This window comes from Streptomyces sp. NPDC088746, assembly GCF_044751065.1.
In the GTDB taxonomy this organism is placed as follows: domain Bacteria; phylum Actinomycetota; class Actinomycetes; order Streptomycetales; family Streptomycetaceae; genus Streptomyces.
This window is the reverse complement of record NZ_JBIVLA010000004.1, coordinates 693050-710874: the sequence shown is the minus strand read 5'-3', so window position 1 is coordinate 710874 and position 17825 is coordinate 693050. Positions and strand designations below refer to the sequence as shown.

General features: G+C 70.8%; 17 protein-coding genes. 9 read left to right on the top strand and 8 right to left on the bottom strand.

Annotation, left to right across the window (positions count from 1 at the left end; translation table 11 throughout):
• Positions 1-43: 43 nt before the first annotated feature.
• Together ACIP63_RS22140 and ACIP63_RS22135 are read right to left on the bottom strand one after the other, a co-directional pair.
• The gene (locus tag ACIP63_RS22140) at positions 44-841 is read right to left on the bottom strand and encodes a family 1 encapsulin nanocompartment shell protein (protein WP_401518105.1); all 798 of its coding nucleotides are present in this window, start codon (positions 839-841) and stop codon (positions 44-46) included.
• Positions 841-1908 (bottom strand): Dyp-type peroxidase, encoded by a 1068-nt coding sequence (locus tag ACIP63_RS22135; RefSeq protein ID WP_401518103.1) that lies wholly within the window; start codon positions 1906-1908, stop codon positions 841-843. Before ACIP63_RS22135 ends, ACIP63_RS22140 begins: the two co-directional genes overlap by 1 nt.
• A gap of 178 nt (positions 1909-2086) precedes the next feature.
• On the opposite strand from ACIP63_RS22135, the gene ACIP63_RS22130 reads away from it, so the two are divergent.
• The 3 genes from ACIP63_RS22130 (at position 2087) to ACIP63_RS22120 (ending at position 5812) form a co-directional block, all read left to right on the top strand.
• Positions 2087-2596: a MarR family winged helix-turn-helix transcriptional regulator gene (locus tag ACIP63_RS22130; RefSeq protein WP_401518101.1), complete on the top strand. Its 510-nt coding sequence runs from the start codon at positions 2087-2089 to the stop codon at positions 2594-2596.
• A 180-nt stretch (positions 2597-2776) separates the two neighbouring features.
• A complete protein-coding gene (locus ACIP63_RS22125; protein WP_401518098.1) occupies positions 2777-5170 on the top strand; it encodes an MFS transporter in 2394 nt (797 codons plus the stop codon).
• 111 nt (positions 5171-5281) lie between these two features.
• Positions 5282-5812 carry a hypothetical protein gene (locus ACIP63_RS22120; protein ID WP_401518096.1) on the top strand — a complete coding sequence of 177 codons (531 nt, stop codon included), beginning with the start codon at positions 5282-5284 and terminating at the stop codon, positions 5810-5812.
• Between the two features lie 33 nt (positions 5813-5845).
• On the opposite strand, the gene ACIP63_RS22115 is transcribed toward ACIP63_RS22120, so the two are convergent.
• Positions 5846-6715, bottom strand: coding sequence for a GyrI-like domain-containing protein (locus ACIP63_RS22115; RefSeq protein WP_401518093.1), 870 nt, complete (start codon positions 6713-6715; stop codon positions 5846-5848).
• Between the two features lie 132 nt (positions 6716-6847).
• The gene (locus ACIP63_RS22110) at positions 6848-7510 is read right to left on the bottom strand and encodes a TetR/AcrR family transcriptional regulator (RefSeq protein ID WP_401518091.1); all 663 of its coding nucleotides are present in this window, start codon (positions 7508-7510) and stop codon (positions 6848-6850) included.
• 106 nt (positions 7511-7616) lie between these two features.
• Here ACIP63_RS22110 and ACIP63_RS22105 point away from each other — a divergent pair, with 106 nt between their 5' ends.
• The 6 genes from ACIP63_RS22105 to ACIP63_RS22080 all read left to right on the top strand — a co-directional run bounded on the left by ACIP63_RS22105 (position 7617) and on the right by ACIP63_RS22080 (position 12278).
• Positions 7617-8564 (top strand): SDR family NAD(P)-dependent oxidoreductase, encoded by a 948-nt coding sequence (locus ACIP63_RS22105; protein ID WP_401518089.1) that lies wholly within the window; start codon positions 7617-7619, stop codon positions 8562-8564.
• Between the two features lie 281 nt (positions 8565-8845).
• Positions 8846-9307, top strand: coding sequence for a hypothetical protein (locus ACIP63_RS22100; protein ID WP_401518086.1), 462 nt, complete (start codon positions 8846-8848; stop codon positions 9305-9307).
• Positions 9308-9549: 242 nt separating this feature from the next.
• Positions 9550-9690, top strand: a complete 141-nt coding sequence (locus tag ACIP63_RS22095) for a hypothetical protein (RefSeq protein ID WP_401518085.1) — start codon at positions 9550-9552, stop codon at positions 9688-9690.
• Between the two features lie 256 nt (positions 9691-9946).
• Positions 9947-11077: an amidohydrolase family protein gene (locus ACIP63_RS22090; RefSeq protein ID WP_401518082.1), complete on the top strand. Its 1131-nt coding sequence runs from the start codon at positions 9947-9949 to the stop codon at positions 11075-11077.
• A 34-nt stretch (positions 11078-11111) separates the two neighbouring features.
• Complete coding sequence (locus ACIP63_RS22085; RefSeq protein WP_401518080.1) at positions 11112-11315, top strand: hypothetical protein; 204 nt, start codon at positions 11112-11114, stop codon at positions 11313-11315.
• An 84-nt stretch (positions 11316-11399) separates the two neighbouring features.
• Positions 11400-12278, top strand: a complete 879-nt coding sequence (locus tag ACIP63_RS22080) for a MaoC family dehydratase N-terminal domain-containing protein (RefSeq protein ID WP_401518077.1) — start codon at positions 11400-11402, stop codon at positions 12276-12278.
• 73 nt (positions 12279-12351) lie between these two features.
• Here the strand turns inward: ACIP63_RS22080 and ACIP63_RS22075 are convergent, their stop codons facing one another.
• The 4 genes from ACIP63_RS22075 to ACIP63_RS22060 form a co-directional block, all read right to left on the bottom strand.
• Complete coding sequence (locus tag ACIP63_RS22075; protein ID WP_401518076.1) at positions 12352-14835, bottom strand: CaiB/BaiF CoA transferase family protein; 2484 nt, start codon at positions 14833-14835, stop codon at positions 12352-12354.
• Between the two features lie 247 nt (positions 14836-15082).
• Positions 15083-15988 (bottom strand): DUF2889 domain-containing protein, encoded by a 906-nt coding sequence (locus ACIP63_RS22070; protein ID WP_401518074.1) that lies wholly within the window; start codon positions 15986-15988, stop codon positions 15083-15085.
• Between the two features lie 107 nt (positions 15989-16095).
• Positions 16096-16548 (bottom strand): Zn-ribbon domain-containing OB-fold protein, encoded by a 453-nt coding sequence (locus ACIP63_RS22065; protein ID WP_401518071.1) that lies wholly within the window; start codon positions 16546-16548, stop codon positions 16096-16098.
• Positions 16545-17741: a thiolase C-terminal domain-containing protein gene (locus tag ACIP63_RS22060; protein ID WP_401518069.1), complete on the bottom strand. Its 1197-nt coding sequence runs from the start codon at positions 17739-17741 to the stop codon at positions 16545-16547. Before ACIP63_RS22060 ends, ACIP63_RS22065 begins: the two co-directional genes overlap by 4 nt.
• Between the last annotated feature and the right edge of the window lie 84 nt (positions 17742-17825).

Sequence of the window (17825 nt, the reverse complement as noted above, 5' to 3'; positions counted from 1 at the left end):
GTACGGCGGGTGGCGTCGATGAGAGCCTCGCAGGTCGGTGCCGTCAGGCGATGAGCGGGACCACGGCCTCGGGCGTCAGCATCCGGAACGTGAACGCCTGGTGGAAGTAGAGCCGGATGCTCGTCGCGTCGTGGTCCAGATACCCGATGGACAGGTCCTGGCCCAGACACAGTTCGAAGTCACCCCCGCGGGTGGAGAGCAGGACCCCGCCGGCGACGGCGGGCGCCCACAGGATGGGTTCGTCGAGCTGCCGCGCCAGATGGGTGGTCACGGGATAGCCGTGGTCGGACGTCTCGGAGGCCTCGGTGAACGCGTCGGCGCCGAGCAGCAGCCGGTACGGCCCGTCGACCCCCGCGAGCCGCAGCCGGGTCAGGGCCTGGCTCACCGTCGCCGGATAGTCCCGCGCGTCCGCGGGCAGCGGCAGCGGTGTGTGCGAGGACCCGTCACGCAGGCCCGTGATGCCGGCCGCCGCGTACCCGTCGATGACGGCCATGTCCTCGGCGAAGGCACAGGTGCGGGCCGCGTCCTTGACCGGCTGCCAGTCGCTGTCCTCGGAGCCGCGTTCCACGTCGTCGACAGCCGCCCTGGCCACGGTGAAGGGCACTCGCCACTCGATGACCGGAGTCGCCGTCCGCGCACGCGCGAACACGTCGGGGGTGGGCGGGTCGATGTCCCGCAGATGTCCGTCGCCGATCGCGGCCAGCTCCGGCCCCTGCGGATCGCTGACGTCCACGACCCGGCGCCCCGCCACATGACGGCTGAAGGTGCGTCTGGCCTCTTCCTCGATCTGGCCCCAGGCGGAGTCGGTGACGGGGGCGAGCTCGCGGTGCAGATTGTTCATCACGGGGCGCTTTCTTGCAGGCTGCCGATGCGCAGCGAACCGTCGCGGACCACCGGCGCCCCCGGGGAGCGCCGCTCCGCGGGCTGCGGCTCCGGGACGGCTGTGGTCCCGGCGGGGGAGGGCGGCGGAGGCGGAGCGTCGAGGAAATCGGCGCTGGGGGCGTGGAAGAGCGTGCCGGTGACCGCCGTGGAGAAGTCGAGGATGCGGTCGTGGTTTCCGGGCGGGCTGCCCAGGAACATGTTGCGGAGCATCTGCTCGGTGACCCCGGGATCGGCCGCGTACCCGATGAAGTACGTCCCGAACTCGCCCTCCCGGAAGCTGCCGAAGGGCATGTTGGCGCGCAGGATGTCGCGTTCGCTGCCGTCGTCCTCGGTGATGGTGTTCAGGGCGACGTGCGAATTCGCCGGCTTGACGTCCTCGGCGAGCTCCATGTCGGTGAACTTCGTACGGCCGATGATCCGTTCCTGCTCCTCGGTGCTCAGCCCGTTCCAGCCGGCCAGGTCGTGCAGGTACTTCTGCACGACGACGTAACTGCCGCCCTCGAAGTCCGGGTCCTCCGGGCCGACGATGGCCGCGGCCTTCGCCTCGTCGCCCACCGGGTTCTCCGTACCGTCGACGAAGCCGAGCAGGTCGCGGTGGTCGAAGTAGCGGAAGGCCTGGACCTCGTCCACCACCCTCACCGCACCGCCGAGCCGTCCGAGGAGCTGGGAGGCCCACTCGTAGCAGACGTCCATCTGCTCGGCGCGGACGTGGAACAGCAGATCGCCCGGTGTCGCCGGAGCACGGTGGACGGGCCCCCGCAACTCCTGGAACGGATGGAGAAGCGCAGGCCTGGGGCCGGCGAACAGCCGGTCCCAGGCGTCGGATCCGAAGCCCGTCACGCAGGCGAGTCCGGCGCTCGGCACCCGGAAGCCGATCGACCGCGCGAACGCCGCGAGATCCGGCAGTACGTCCCGAACGGCGGACTCGCCGCCCGGTTCGATCGTGGCGACCAGCACCACCGCGGCACTGGTCAGCGGTGCCACGACGGGCTGGACCACGACGGGTTCCGGTACGGCGTCGGACATGCGCGCACTCCGTGGACGGTGGACAGGGCTCCCCGCCACTTATCCACACCACGCTCCGGGCCGCACGCCGGGCCGGACCGGCCGGGCGACGTGCAGGGCCGGGCGGGCCGTGGTCTCCGGCCTGTCGCCCGAGGCCCTGCCGCTACGATGGGAGCCGCTTGTCCGCAGGGAGTTGCATATGCCGAGCCGTCGCCCGGAGGGGGCTGCCCCCGGCACGCCCTGGAACCAGACGTTCAGCCACTCCATGTGGCGGGCGAACAACTCCGTGCACCGCGCCCTGAACGAACGGCTGCGCCCTCTGGACGTCACGATGACGCAGTTCGGCATCGTGATGACGCTCGACCGGCACGGGCCGCTGTCCGGGGCGGATCTGGCCCGGATGCAGAACATCACGCCGCAGAGCGTGACGACGGCGCTCTCGCACCTGGAGCGGATCGGGTGGATCGAGCGGCATCCGCACCCCGTGCACGGGCGGGTCGTGCTGGTCGAGCCGACCGAGGCCGGGCTCAGGGGCATGGCCGAGGGGCGGCGGCTCGTCGAAGCGGTCGTGGAGCGGCTCTGCGACGTGGTCGGCGGGCCCGAGGAACTGGAACGTCTGACGCTCGGCATGCGTCGCATCGCCATCACTCTCGACGGCCCCGATTCCCCTGTGGCCCGCATGTGGCCGGACCCGCCCAGGACCGGCTGAGTCCGTTCCGCCACCGGGCCGTGCGGCCGGATCCGGACCGGCGATGTCACCGGTGGACGGACGGTGCCTGCGGGCACCTCCCAGGTGGTCACGCCCGCACCCCCTGATCTCAGCCATTTGGGACCATGACAGGCAACTGATAACTTGGCCGCCGCGTTCGATCCGGAGGTCCGTCTCACCATGTCCGCGATATCACCCCCCCACCGCGCCGTCGCGCGCCCGGCGCTGACCACCGTGCTGGCATGCCTCGGGATGTTCGCCGCATACGTGCCCATCGGCAGCGTCTCGGTGTCCCTGTCGCGCATCCAGCAGGGACTCGGCGCTTCCACATCCGACCTGCAATGGGTCTCCGACGCGTTCATCCTGCCGATGGCAGCACTGATCCTCACCTTCGGCCTGATCGGCGACCTCTACGGCCGCAAGAAGGCCTATCTCGCCGGCATGCTCCTGTTCGCCGCCGGTTCCGTGACCTCCCTGACCGCGCACAGTGTCGAACAGGTCTGGGTGGGCCAGGCCATCGCCGGCGCGGGCGCCGCGGCCCTCGCCTCCTCCACGCTGGCCCTGATCAGCCACGCCTACCCGGACTTCCGGGCCCGCGCCAAGGCCATCGCCGCCTGGGCCGCGTCCCTGAGCATCGGCATGGCACTCGGCCCGCTGATCAGCGGCGTCATCCTGGAGCACACCACCTGGCGCTGGATCTTCCTGCCGGCGGCCGTCATCACCGCTGTCACCGGTCTGGTGGCCGTGCGGATGCTGGAGGACTCGCGCTCCGCGCACGGCCGCGCCATCGACGTCCCCGGCCAGATCGCCGCGATCGTCTTCATCGTCGGCCTGATCTACGGCGTGATCGAAGGCGGCGGGGCCGGTGGCTGGGGCCAGACCGAGGTCGTCGTCGCGTTCGCCGCCGCCGCGCTCGGCCTGATCGCCTTCATCGTCGCCGAGTTGCGCTCCGCCTCGCCGATGCTCTCCCTCAAGCTGTTCGCGGTGCGTCCCTTCACCGGCGCCGGTGTCGTCAACGCGCTCGTGATGTTCGGGATGATCGGCTCCGTATTCACCCTGAGCCTCTTCTTCGGCAGTGTCCAGCAGCTCTCCGTCCTCGACATCGCCTGGCGGATGCTGGTCTTCAACGGCGTCTCCGTCGTCACCGGCCCGCTCGTCGGCCGTCTGATGGGCAAGGTCGCACCCGGCGTGCTCCTGTGCGTCGGCCTGCTCGGTGTCGGGGGTGCCATGCTGTGGCTGACCGGTCTGGAGACGGACTCCGGGTTCGGCGCGATGGCCGGGCCGCTCGCCCTGTTCGGCCTCGGTATGGGCTTCGTGATGACGCCGATCAGCGCGGTCGCCGTCGGCAGCGTGCCGCACCACCTGGCAGGCATGGCGGGCGCGGGCAACAACACCCTGCGGCAGCTCGGTGGTGCGCTCGGTCCCGCGGTCCTCGGCGCCGTACTCACCAGCCGGCTCACCTCCGCACTGCCCGGGCACCTCGCGGACTCGGGGCTGACCGCCGCCGACCAGCAGCGGGTGGGCGAGGCCCTCGCGGAGGGCGGCGTGGGCGCCGCGGGCCACCTGGGGCTCGCCCCCGAGGCGACAGCCCCCGCGCTCGGAGCGATCGGCGCGAGCTTCACCGACGCCGTCCACGTCTGCATGACCGTCGGCGCCGCCGGGATGCTGGTGGCTCTGATCGCCACGGCCACCCTGATCGGCTTCCGCCGCCCGCAGCCTGCGACACCGGCCCCCGCGGGTGAACCGTCCCCGGCACCCGCCCCGGCAGCAACCGGCGGTACGCGGCTGAACCAGGCAGGTCAGGCAGCCGTCCAGGACGGTCCCGCCCTCCATGGTCATGTCCGCGGCTCCACCGGTGCCACCCGCCCCACAGTCACCCTGATCTCCCTGACGGGGCGTCAACTGGGCCGGACCGTGGCCGGGTCCGACGGTGCCTACGAGCTCGCCGTACCCGGCGCCGGCACCTATGTGCTGATCGCCGCAGCCGACGGGCATCAGCCACAGGCGGCCACCGTGGTCGTCGGCGACGACCGGCTCGCGTACGACATCCTGCTCTCCGGCGTGCAGGGGCTGAGCGGGGTCGTCAGCGGCGCCGACGGGCTGCCGGCCGTCGGCGCCACGGTGATCGTGACCGATGTACGTGGCGAGGTGCTCGGCACCGGACGGACCGGCCCGGAGGGGGAGTTCGCCTTCCGGGAGCTGCCCGCGGGTGAGTTCACGGTCGCCGTGAACGCGGCGGGGCACCGGCCGGCAGCCGTTCCCGTCACGGTCGGCGACGGCGGATCCGGCCGGGTGGAGATCGCCCTCGTCGCGGGCGCCCGGCTCCAGGGCGCGGTGCGTTCCGGTGCCGACCTGCGCCCGCTGCCGGACGCCCGCGTCACGCTCGTAGACGCGGCGGGCAACGTCACCGCGACGGCCACCACCGGCGCGGACGGCGTGTACGCCTTCGCCGACCTGGACTCCGGTGAATACTCCGTCGTCGCCAGCGGCTACCCGCCCGTCGCCACCGCCTTGCGCGTGACGGGCTCTGGGGCCGATGCCCTCGACATCGAACTGTCCCACCCGGTGGCCTGAGCCCGGCCCCGCCCGGGCCGGCCCGGGAACCGTTCCCCCGGGTCCTGCGTGACCACTGGTGTTGCCGGCTGAGGGTGGGGGGACCGAATGAGGGCTCGGACGATGGTGAGCGTGGCGGTATCGGCCTGTGTGGCGCTGGTGGCGTGCGGTCCGGAGGAGACCCGGAAGGACGCGGACGCGAAGCCTTCGCGGTCGTCCGCGTCCCCCCGGGCGGAAGAACCCTCGGCCACGCCGTCGGCGTCCGCCCGGCCGGCGAAGCCGACGGCGGCGCCGACCGCCGACACGCCCGCCCCCAGGACGGAGGCGGGCGCGGTCCGGCGTTACGGGCAATACCTCCACGCCCTGGGCCGCGAGGACATCGACACCGTCTGCGAAGTGGCCGGCCCCGCCGCGCGGAAGGCGCAGGACCAGGGGCTCGGCCCGTGCACATCGACGTACGCCCTTGTGGTCCAAATGATCTCGCCCGAGCAGAAGAAGGCCCTGCGGACCGCGACGGTCGACCCTCAGCGCATCGTCGTGCGTACGCCCGACACGATCGAGATGCCGGTCGAAGCGGTCAGGGCTTCCGCGACCTTCTCCGAGAGCGACCTCGGCAGCTACACCCTGGAGTACATCGAGGACGACTGGTACATCACCGACTGAGAGCGAAGGGGCGACGGGTGCGGCCGCAGTCCGTCACACCGGTTCGACCGGGAGCCACAGTTCGCAGGTCGCGGTGCTGAAGTCCTCCGCCCGGTCGAGGACCGCGACGATCGAGGGCCCCGGCCGCAGACGCCAGGGGTTGGAGGGGAACCACTCGGTCGCGGTCGCGGACCAGGCCGTCTGCAGGGCCTGCGGATGCGGTCCCGCGGTGCGGAAGACCGCCCACCTGCCGGCCGGTACCTCGATGGCGTCGAGGCCGTCGGGGGCCGACGTGTCGCGGGAGACGGCGACCCCGTGCAGGTAGGTCAGTTCGCTGCCCTCCGCCCCGTCCGGGTCGAGGCCGTCGCAGACCTGAAGCAGGCCTCCCGGCTCGGTGTCACCGAGGGCCTTGAGCCGGATGTGCTCCTCCGGCGGCAGTGCGGTGATGTGCTGCTGGATGTGCGGGTTGACACCCTGGTGGATGAGCGGAACCCGGGCCGCGTGTCCGACCAGCCGGAACCCGGGGCGGTCGACGAGACGAGTTTCCATGGGGGTGCTCCCTTCGACGGTCAGGCGGAACCTGAGCCGTGGTTGTGTGCGCAAGGGGCCCCCGTCACGGCGCACGTCACGGGGACCGGCGCCGTGGACCGCGCGGAACGCGCGTCCGAACGCCTCGGTCGAGCCGTAGCCGTGCCTGACGGCGATACTCAGCAGATCGGCCTCGCCGCGGACGACCTCGGCGGCGGCCACGGTCATGCGGCGCCGGCGCACATACTCCGACAGCGGCATGCCTGCCAGCGACGAGAACATCCTGCGCAGGTGGTACTCGGTCGTGCCGAGCCCGCCGGCCAGTCCCTCGACATCGAGATCCTCGGCGAGGTGCTCCTCGACGAGATCGACAAGCTGGTTGAGAACCGAGATCACGAGGCCCCCTTTCGATGTCCACCCTGCCGCAAGCATCCCGGCCGCACCCGACCCTTGCGGTCCGATCCGATCAGGTGACCGGCGATCACGTGACTGACGACCGCTCGTGCGGCTGGTCCGGTGCGACGCGGGTCAGCGGCGGGGCAGTACGCCCAGGAGGGTCGCCGTCAGGGCCGCCCTCAAGGAGTCCTTCAGCTCCAGATGGAAGCGGGCCAGTTCGGGCTCGGCCCGGTAGGCGGCCTGCAGGCTGGGCGGAGGTGTGCTGTACGCCGACAGCGCGCCGGCCATCACCATGGTTTGCAGGCTGAACAGTGTCGCGTTCTCGCCCAGCTCCGGCAGGTACTTCCGGATCAGGGCCGTCATGGTTGTCAGGCGGTCCAGGGAGGCGCGCTTGTAGCGTGCTACGACCTCGACGGAGACGTTGTGTTCCAGGACGCTGCCCTGTGCGCCGAAGAGGTCGCACAGCACTACCCGGCCGGAGAGTGAGCGGCTGAGGACCTCGGCCACCGCTGCCGCTCGCTCGGCCATGGGCAGTTCTTCGTCGATGACGGCCAACTCACCTGCCAGTTCCGTCAGCCACTCCCGCAGGAAACGGTCCAGCAGTTCCAGCAGTACTGCCTCGCGCGACTCGAAGTAGCGCAGCACGTTCGGCTTCGCCAGGCCTACCCGGCGGCTGAGCTCGTTCAGGGTGACCGCGGCCACAGGCATCTCGTCGAGCATCGCCGACGCCATGTCGAGAATCGCCCGTCGGCGGATCTCCCGCTGCTCTTCGGTCCGCGCCCGCTGGAAAGTCACGATCGCCACCCTAACTTAGGTACCTGCGGTACGTTGACAACATACCAAGAGTACTTTAATGTCGTCCCTAGAAGATACCTTCGGTACTTTAGTTGGGGAGCCTGGCATGAGTGAGAAGTGGACGACGGCGAACATTCCGGACCAGCGCGGGCGGGTGGCTGTGGTGACCGGGGCCAACACGGGGCTGGGGTACGAGACAGCCAGAGCGCTCGCTGAGCGCGGGGCGTCCGTGGTGCTCGCCGTGCGCGACGTCGAGAAGGGCGAGCGGGCCGCGGCCGGCATGACCGGCGACGTGACCGTGCAGGCGTTGGACCTGACCTCGCTCGATTCCGTCCGCACCGCGGCGGCGGCGCTGCGGTCCCGGCTCGACCGGATCGACCTGCTGATCAACAACGCCGGCGTGATGTACACCCCGAAGCAGACCACCCGGGACGGCTTCGAGATGCAGTTCGGCACCAACCATCTCGGCCACTTCGCGCTCACCGGGCTGCTGCTGGACCTGATGCTGCCGGTACCCGGCTCGCGCGTGGTGACCGTCAGCAGCACCGGCCACCGCATCCGGGCCGCGATCCACTTCGACGACCTGCAGTGGGAGCGGTCGTACGGCCGGGCCGCCGCCTACGGTCAGTCCAAGCTGGCCAACCTGATGTTCACGTACGAGCTCCAGCGCCGGCTCGCCACGCACGGCACCACTGTCGCCGTGGCCGCGCACCCCGGTATGTCCCACACCGAGCTCGCCCGCAACAGCCCCGCGGCTCTCCGACTTCCGCTCACCTGGCTCGCGCCGCTGATCACCCAGACACCGGCGATGGGCGCCCTGCCGACCCTGCGCGCCGCCACCGACCCCGCCACGCTCGGCGGCCAGTACTACGGCCCCGGCGGACGCAACGAGGTCAAGGGCCACCCCCGGCTGGTCACCTCCAGCCCGGAGTCGTACGAGGTGGCCGTCCAGCAGCGGCTGTGGGCCGTCTCCGAAGACCTCACCGGGGTGAGGTTCCCCGTCGCCCGGTCCGAGCAGAACTCGTCTCCCTCCGGATCGGCCCTCGCGCATTAGCCTGCGCGGGTAGGAGGCGCCGGCTCGTCGCCGTGCAGGGCGGGTGCGGTGCGTACGCCACGTGCAGGCGGTGCTCCGGGCGGGCCGGGCGTCTCCGGGGCATCGGGTGCGGGGCAATGTGTGGCCTTTCGCCGGCTCCACCGCTACCCCGTCCGACGTCTCGCTCCACCCTCGGACACGCAGCTCCATCGCCTGTGCGGGAGCAGCAACCTGCGGGGCGAGACCGGTGCCGCCCGGTTACGCTCGATGACGTGCTGCGGAACCGATCTACGGAGGCTCGCATGACCATGGCGTTTGAACCGCGAGATGTGGCCCCTCGTCTCCTCGTCGGCTCGTTCATCCTGAACTCCGGCCTGAGCAAGTTGAAGGCGGACGAGGAAACCGCTCAGGGCCTGCACGGCATGGCCTGCACCGCGTATCCGTTTCTCAAGAAGCTCGAAGCCGGACGCTTCACCCGACTGCTCGCCTGTGCGGAGATCGCCGTCAGCGGGGCCCTTCTTGCTCCGTTCGTGCCGACCCGACTGGCCGGAGCGATGCTGACCGGTTTCTCCGGAGGGCTTGTCGGTCTGTATCTGCGGGTCCCGGGGATGCGGCAGGAGGGCAGCCTGCTCCCCACGCAGGACGGCATCGCGCTTGCCAAGGACACCTGGTTGCTCGGAATCGGGCTCGGTTTCATGAGTGCGGGGACGCGCCGCCGAGGCGCGGCGGCTTCCCGCGGCTCTCGGCGTCAGTGCCGGCGCTGACGCTCCGGCGTTTTCGGGTGCAGGAGGCGACCGTCGGCCGGCTCACCCTGTTGGACGGCGATGACGTACTTCCCGCCGCAGGCGTTGTCCGTGCGCCCGCGCCGTCAGTCGAACCGCTCAACCGTGCTTTCGGACGGCGCCGGCTCCGGGCCGCCACCTTTCATTGTTCCCACATTCTGCCGTGACCTCGGCCGCCGCCTGAGCCGCGGTGAAGGCCATCGGCAGCCGCCTGGGTCTGCCCCGTGAGCGTTCCCGCGGACGTGCTGATGGCGCCGGGATACTTCGGGTTCCTCGCGAACATAGTCACGCAGAGCTACCCGGCGTCCAACCTCATCACCCGCCGGGCCTTCGGGGCCGGGAGCCGGCTCGGCCCGGCCTGCTAGCCGGTTTGGACAACGGCCACTACTTCTCCGCCAGTTGACGGCAGGCCCGCCATGGGGCATCGGCCTCGCGCCCGAGGCTTCGCTGCGTGCGCCGGCCGCCCGAGGCTTCGCTGCGTGCGCCGGCCGCCCGAGGCGGTCCCGGTCTGTCCTGGATGCCGCCCGGCGGGCCTGTTGACATCCTCACCGCACCAGGGCGACTATGAAAATGCCATTTTCACTAGAGGTGCATGCACTCCCGTTCGAAGGAGAACGACCCGTGGAGAAGATCTGGGCAAACTCAGGCGACTCGCATTTCCTGGAGCCGGACGATCTGTGGCGCAGCAATCTGCCCAAGCACCTGGCCGACCTGATGCCCCGCGCCGAGAAGGACGCCGACGGCGCTTGGGAGACGGTGCACATCGACGGGATGTCGTTCCGCCGCAAACTGCCCACCATGGCGCAGCGGGAGTTCTACGAGGCGTCCAGCCGTGCGCCCGGCGCGCGTGACCTCAAGCTCCGCATGAAGGACCTCGACAACGAGGGCATCTGGGGTGAGCTCGTCTTCCCCTCGCTGGGCATGTGGAGCTCTTCGTTCCGTACGCCCGAGGCGCTGCGCGAGGCCCTGCGCGTGAGCAACGACTGGGCCTGGGACACCATCGAGAAGCCCTACCCGCGCCTGGTGGCCACCGCGCAGGTCTCCACCCTGGATGTGGGCGACGCGGTGCACGAACTCAAGCGCGTGGCCGAGATGGGCTACCGCGCGGTGTTCATGCCGACGACCCCGCATCCCCTGCAGAAGGACTACAACCACGACGTGTGGGAGCCCTTCTGGGCGACCGCCGAAGAGGCCGGCATCGTCATCGCCTTCCACATCGGCACGGACCCGATCGACCTGGCCGACGGCGCCGCGGCAGGCGTGGTCTACCGCGGTCCCGGAGGCGCGGTGCTCAACTACACGGAGACCACCTACTCCGGTCAGCGCGCGGTGACCAAGATGGTCGCCTCCGGCGCCCTGGACCGCCACCAGGACCTCAAGGTCCTGGTCTCCGAAGGTGGTGCCACCTGGGTGCCGTTCGTCGCCGACCGTATCGAGGAGGGCTACCGGCAGCACGCGGCCATGGTGCGGCCCAAGCTCAAGCGCTCCCCGCGCGAGATCATCTACTCCCAGGTCTACGCGTCCTTCCAGCACGACCAGTCCGCCGTCGCGGCGGCGGCCTCGATGGGCTACAGGAATGTGATGTGGGGCAGCGACTACCCGCACATGGAAGGCACCTTCGGGCACACGCAGGAGACCCTGCACGGGCTCTTCGACGGAGTCGACCCGAAGCTGCAGGAGCGGATCACGGTCGGTGCCTTCGCCGAGCTCTTCCCTGACGTCCCGGCACTGCCCAACGCCACGGCCGTCTGAACGGGCCACACATCCGACAGGTGGTTGAAAGAACATGTCTGACAACGTGATGTACGACTCGCCGACGGAGTTCCTCCACGAGGTCGCCGGCGCCGGCGCCTGTGTGGCCCAGTCGGTGATCCCCCGCGACGACGGCACGTATGTGTGCGCCTGCTCCTGCGAGAACTGGAAGGTCACGGCCCCCGGCCGTGAGGAGGGCCTGGCCCTGGCCCGCCGGCACACCGGTTCGGTGGTCTGATCCAGCACCGGCCGGCCCCGCCCCGTCGAGGGTGCGGGGCCGGCCGCGCGTCGGTTCCGCCCCGTTCAACTCAAGGAGGCGCCCATGGCGCTGATGCCCATCGAGCGCGGCAAGATCCGTGAGTACGCCGTGGCCACGGAGAACGGCCGCCCGGAGTACCTGGACGATCCCCGGGCCTCCGTACCGCCGACGTTCCTGGCGACGGTGGTCTTCTGGGAACAGCTCACCGAGGCGGTACGGAGCCCCCGTGCCGAGCGGGCCTTCACGGAGCTCGGTATCCGGCCCGACGTACGCCGGCTGCTCTCGGCCGAGCAGGAGTACCTCTTCCACGGCCCGCCGCCCCGTGCCGGCGACCAGTTGCTCACCTCACTCCGCTTCGACCGGGTCTCGGAGAAGTCGGGACGGCACGGGCGCATGCTGTTCGTGTACTTCACGGTCGAGTTCCACGACGCCACCGGCGCCCTGCGCGCCGAGTGCCGCTACACCTCGGCGTATCTCACGGGGGACGGGGGCGTGACGGGGAGGAGCACCCGGGCGCCGTCCGGTGGCACCGGCCCGGCGCGCTCCGGCGCCGTCCGGGGCGCACTCCCGGAACGCTGGTTCGGACCGGTCACGCTGACCGACATCGTGCGCTACCAGGGCGCCAGCGGCGACCTGAACCCCATGCATCACGACGACGATCTGGCCAGGTCCGCGGGATACCCCGAAGCGTTCAGCGTGGGCATGCTGGGGGCCGGTTACCTGGCCACGTACTGCACCGACCGATACGCCCCCGACTCCGTACGCCGCTTCCGCAGCCGCTTCCGTGAACTGGTGTGGCGGGGCGACCGGTTGCTGGCCACGGGCCGGGTGGCCGACGAGCGCACCGTGAACGGCGAACGGCGGGATGTCCTGGAACTGCGGCTCACCACGGACACCGGTGCGGTCGCTGTCGAGGGCACCGCGGAGTTCGCGTCCGGCTGACGTACGGCCCGCAGCGGCGCCCGGCCCGCCACCGGAGCTACCGGCAGCGGGCCGACCGCGTCGCGGCCCGGCGTCAGCCGACGATTCCGCGCTCCCTCAGGGCGGACACGGCCGTGTCGTCGTAGCCGATCTCCCGCAGCACCTTGTCCGTGTGGTCGCCGGCGAGACACGCGCCGTTCGCACGCGTGGCCGACCGGGAGAAACGTACGGCGGGAGCCAGGCGCAGATGCTCGTCGAAGACGGGGCTGACCGTCGTCCGCGTGTATTCGTCGACCAGTTCCCGCTCCGTCTGGAGCAGGATCTCCGGCGCTGTCTCTCTCACCACGGCACAGCCCACGTCGACCGCTGTCAGCCGCTCCTCCCATCCGGCCGCCGGGCCCCCGGCGAAGATGCCCGCCAGCACCCCGGTGAGCTCCTCGTCATGGGCGGTCCGGCTCTCCGGCGTGGCGAACCGCTCGTCCTCGGCAAGGCCGGCCTCACCGGCGAGCACGCCTGCCAGTGGTCCCCACTCGCCGGGCGCGGGAGCGGCCAGGAAGATCCAGCCGTCGGACGCCCGGTACATGCGGTACAGCGCGCTGAAGCCGCAGCCGTCCTCGTCGACGAGGGGACCCGCCGGACGGCCTTCGTAGTCGACCGTGCGGTCGATGAGGGCGAGTGACGTGGTGGCGAGCATGGTGGTGGTCATGCCCGTCAGCGGCCGCTCGCGGGCCCGTGCCAGCAGCCCCAGGAGCATGGCCGAGGCGACGCCGAGCGCGGATATGCCGTCCGCTTGCAGGGACGGCTTGGCCGTGGCCGCGTTGAGCCGGATGGCACCGCTCTTGATCTCGGACAGGCTGCCGGTGGCTTCGGCGGCGTGCGGGGCGTCGGTGAGCGCGAGGCCCGTGGCGGCGCCGATCGAGGGGGCGTAGGCGGGGCGATGCCCGTAGGGCCCATCGGTGCCGTAGCCGGGGGCGCTGAGATAGACGAGGTCCGGGTTGATCTTCTTCAACGTGGCCTCGTCGACGCCCGCACGCTCGGCGGCGCCCGCCCGGAAGGTCTGCAGTACCACGTCACAGCGAGCCGCCAGTTCGTGGACGATCTTCCGGCCCTCTTCGGTGCGCAGGTCCAGGCAGATGCTCTCCTTGCCCTGCATCACCTTGACGCCGCCGGCCTCCGGAAAGGCCATGACCCGGCGGATGGTGTCGCCTTCGAGGCTCTCCACCTTGATGACGCGGGCACCCAGGTCGGTCAGGAGCGTCGAGCCGAAGGGCCCGGCGAACATCAGGCCGAACTCGAGCACGGTCAGCCCCTCCAGGGGCAGCTTCCCGCTGGGAGCCTGGGAAGCTGTCGGTGGCACGGCCCGGTCGTTCTCCCCGGCGCTCGCCCGGATCCGCTCCCCGTCCTCGTCGAGCCGGGGCGCCGGGCGCAGGCGGGTCAACGGACCGTCGGCCGTGTGGATGAGCGTGGACGGCTGACGGACCGTTCCGTGCTCGGGGTCGGTGACTTCGGCGACCCGGCCCTCGTGCACCAACTGCGGGTGGTTCAGAGCTTCCCTGCCCGCGCGGTACGGCTCGGCGGAGACGTTGGCGTTGGTCTCGAAGACGTGGGCCCACTCGTCGAAGGTGCGCTCGCCGACCTTACGGAGCATGATCTCCCAGAGTTCGGTGCGCCGTTCCTGGGACTCCAGCGCGGGCATCCCCTTCCACTTGGGGTCGGTCCACATCCAGCTGAGCCCGAGCTCCTCGATCATGGCCTTGAACAGGCGGGGCTCGGTCTGCGCGAACTGCAGCCAGCGTCCGTCCTTGGTGGGCGCCGCCAGCAGGGGGTAGATCAGCGGGGAAAGGACCTCGCCGTCATCGGTGAAGGCTTCCACGATGTCGTACGCGCCGGGCCAGCGGATGCCGACCAGTTCCGTGAACCAGGCCCAGGTGTCGATGGTCGTGGCTCCACGCACCAGGTCGGCTTCGACATGCTGGCCCCTGCCCGTGGATTCCCGTTCCAGCAGCGCGGTCAGGGTGCCGTGCAGCGCTGTCTGCCCGGCACCCCAGGAGGCGAACGGCGCAGACAGGAAAGCGGGCCCCTCGCGGCCTGTGATCGCCTTCTTCACGTTGAACATGCCGAGCTTGGCCATGACCACGCCCTCGTAGCCCTTGATGTCCCGCCAGGGGCCGGTGGCGCCGAAGCCCGTGATCGAGGCGCTGACCAGCCGGGGGTTGAGTTCGGCCAGTGTCCCGGCGTCCAGGCCCAGACGCTCGGCGGTGCCCGGACGGAACGTGGTGACCAGGACGTCGGCCGAGGCCGCCAGGCCACGGACCGCCGTCCGCCCCCCTTCGTCACGCAGATCCAGCACGGCACTGCGCCGGCCGCGCCCGATGGCCGGCCAGCCGGGATGGGCGCGCAACGGGCTGCCTCCCGGGGGCTCCACCCCGATCACGTCAGCTCCCGCATCGGCGAGGAACTGCGTGGCGAAGGCCCCGGGGAGGGTGGTCGACAGGTCGACGACGGTGAGCCCCTCCAGCGGGCCGCTGGGACCTCGCCGCGCGTCAGCGCTGTGGTGCCCGAGGACTGCTTTGGACATGGTCCACCCCACACGGTGTTGAAAACGGGATTCTCGTTTGGAGTCTGGACACCCGCTCCGGAGAGCGTCAAGACTTCTCACCACGACCCATGGAACCGTCGGCGCCGGAACGCGCCCCACCGGAACTTCTGACACCCTCGGCGACCTGCGCGTATGCGCTCCGGGTGGACGGATTTACTCATGGTTAACCTAGTTGGAACTTTATTTCCGACCAGAAGGGCCGACGCGGCCACACGGGTGTGATCGGTCAGTGCGCCGCGCCCGCCAGGACCACCACGTCCGCCAGCGACCGCAGCTGGTCGTTGAGATGCGTGCACGTGGAGATGCCACGGAAGTCGGTACGGACCTCCTGGCGGATGTCCAGCAGGCTGCGCCCCACCAGCCGGCCGGCCGAGTCCGCCGCGGACGGGCATTCCCGCCAGGGCAGCACGCGAGGGGTCGCGGACGCCTTCAGCACGCGCCAACTGTCCGGCTCGACCACTGCGCGGACCTCGTACTCGTGGATGACGCTCTCGCGGCCGTCCTCGCCGACGTGGCTGTCGCGGAAGTAGGACTCCACCGTGACCACTGCCTTCTCCGGGATCACGTCCAGGCGCCGCACCCGTCGCATGCCGTGGCGCGGCAGGGGTTCCAAGGTGTGCCAGGCATGCGGATCGGCGGGGTTGTCCAGCGAGGGCGCGGGCGGGCCGGTGACCACCGGGGCCCGGCCCCTGCGGCCGATCTCGATCATGATCGTGCCGCCGGAGCGGAACCCGGAGCACTGGTCGGGCCGGGGCCGGTACGACGAGCGAGCGCTGACATCGATGTTCTGGTGCTCGGTGGCGGAACCCACCGAGTAGCCCGAGACCAGGGCGGCTCCTGGCACGTCGTCCAGCAACAGGTGCAGCAGCGAGCGCGCGTCCCGCTCCCGCGCCGCCACCTCGCCGAGCCTGGCCCGGAAACCGCCGGCCGCGGGCACGCCGATCAGCTCCTGGAGAGCGGGCAGTTGCGGGTCGGAGGTGACCCCGGTGACCTTCCGTCCGTCGAGAAAGGCCACGTCGAGCCGGGTGGTGGCCTCGGCCAGGACCTCCGCCCCGCCGTCGGGTCCTGTGCGCAGGTCGCGCCCCAGGCCGTACAGGACGAGCGGCCCGAGCACACCGTCCGGCCGGAGCATGGAGGTACTCGCGGTGCGCCGAACGGACCCCGGGGCGCGTGGTGGCGTCCCCGAGCCCGGATCGTGGGTGCCGTGCCGTGGGTCGAGCGGGCGGGTGCCGCTGGGAGTCACCGGTCCACCGCGGTGGCTTCCGCCGGGCGGAAGACCGGGAGCAGCCAGTCGTCGGAGATGGGGTGGAAGGCCACCCGGAGCTCCATCCCGATGGTCACGTCCTCCGGTGCGACGTCGATGACGTTGCTGACGAGCCGGGCGCCGGGCGCATCGGGAAGGTCGACCACGACCGGGACGAGGACGATGTCCTTCAGCCCCGGGAAGCCTCGCACCACCGAGAAGGAGAAGACGGTGGCCCGTCCCGAGAGCTCGACCCAGTTCACCTCCTGTGACTGGCACTCGGGGCAGAAAGGGGTGGGGGGCAGCCGGAAATGGCCGCAGGAGCCGCAGCTCGGCGCGGTCAGGCGCTTCTCGCGGGCGGCTGTCCAGAACGGTTCGGTGTGGGTGTCGGTGGTGATGTGGACATACTCGGAGGGGAGCGCCTGGGCGGTCACGATGCCGGTACTCATGCGTCACGCCCCAGGATCAGACCGCTGGTGGGGATGGCGGCCGGGCCGCCTGTGGCCAGCGCCAGTTCGGCGCCCGCCACCTGGTTCACAGCCGTGCCGCGCATCTGCTCGACCGCCTCCATGATGTGGGTCATTCCGATGATGTACGCCTCCGAGAGCTGCCCGCCGTGGGTGTTGACGGGGAGCGAACCGCCCTTGTAGCGGATCGCTCCGCTCTCCACGAACGCCCCGCCTTCGCCCTTGGGGCAGAAGCCGTAGTCCTCCAGCTGCATGAGGACCATCGGGGAGAAGTGGTCGTAGAGCAGCGCGACGTCGATGTCGGAGGGCGTGACGCCCGCCTTCGCGTAGAGCCGCTTGGCGACCGCGGCGTGTCCGGACGAGGCGAAGGTCTCCTCCGGCATGCCCATCCAGCCGAAGGCGCGGCCCCAGTCACGGTGGCCGCCGTGGGCGGCCGCGACGACCGGGACCGGCTTCTGGCGCAGATCGCGGGCGCGCTCGAGGCTGGTGGTGATCACGGCGACCGCGCCGTCGGTCTCCAGGCAGAAGTCGTAGAGACAGAGCGGCTCGGCGATCATCCGCGCGTTGAAGTAGTCGTCCGGGGTGAGCGGCTCACGCATGAGGGCCTTGGGACGGTTGGCCGCGTTCTCCCGCTGGGAGAGGGCGATCTCGGCGAACGCCTCACGCCGAGTGCCGTACATGTGCATGTGGCGGCGGGCCAGTACGGACATCAGGTGGCCGGGGCCGACGAGGCCGGACGGCTGGAGGAACGCCTTCTCGGGCGTCGGCGGGACCTTGCCGAACACGGTGCCCAGCCGCCGGTCGGCGGGCTGTTGCAGTGCCATCACGGTGACCACCGTGGTGGCGTCGCCCGCGACGATGGCCGCGCGGGCGAGCCCGATGGAGCCGGCGGCGCCGCCACCGCCCGAGGTCAGCGTGGCGGTGAAGGTGACCTCGGGGATGCCCAGGGTCTCCATGAAGCTGGCCGTGTCCATGCCCGCCCCGTAGCCGGCGCCCGCACCGGAGTAGTAGGCGAAGCCGTCGATGTCCTTGACCGACAGACCGGCATCCGCGCAGGCGGCGAGGATCGCCTTACCGGCGAGTTCGTCGATGGTCTGGGGGTGGGACCGGCCTCGGCGGTAGTAGGGCGTCGCGCCGATGCCCACGATCGCCGTGTCGGGTGTCCGCGTGGCCATCAGGCACCACGTCCCGAGCGCCTCACAGTATTCGCCACTGCTGTCTCCTTCACCGGGGGAGTACCCCTTGAAGTAAATGACCTA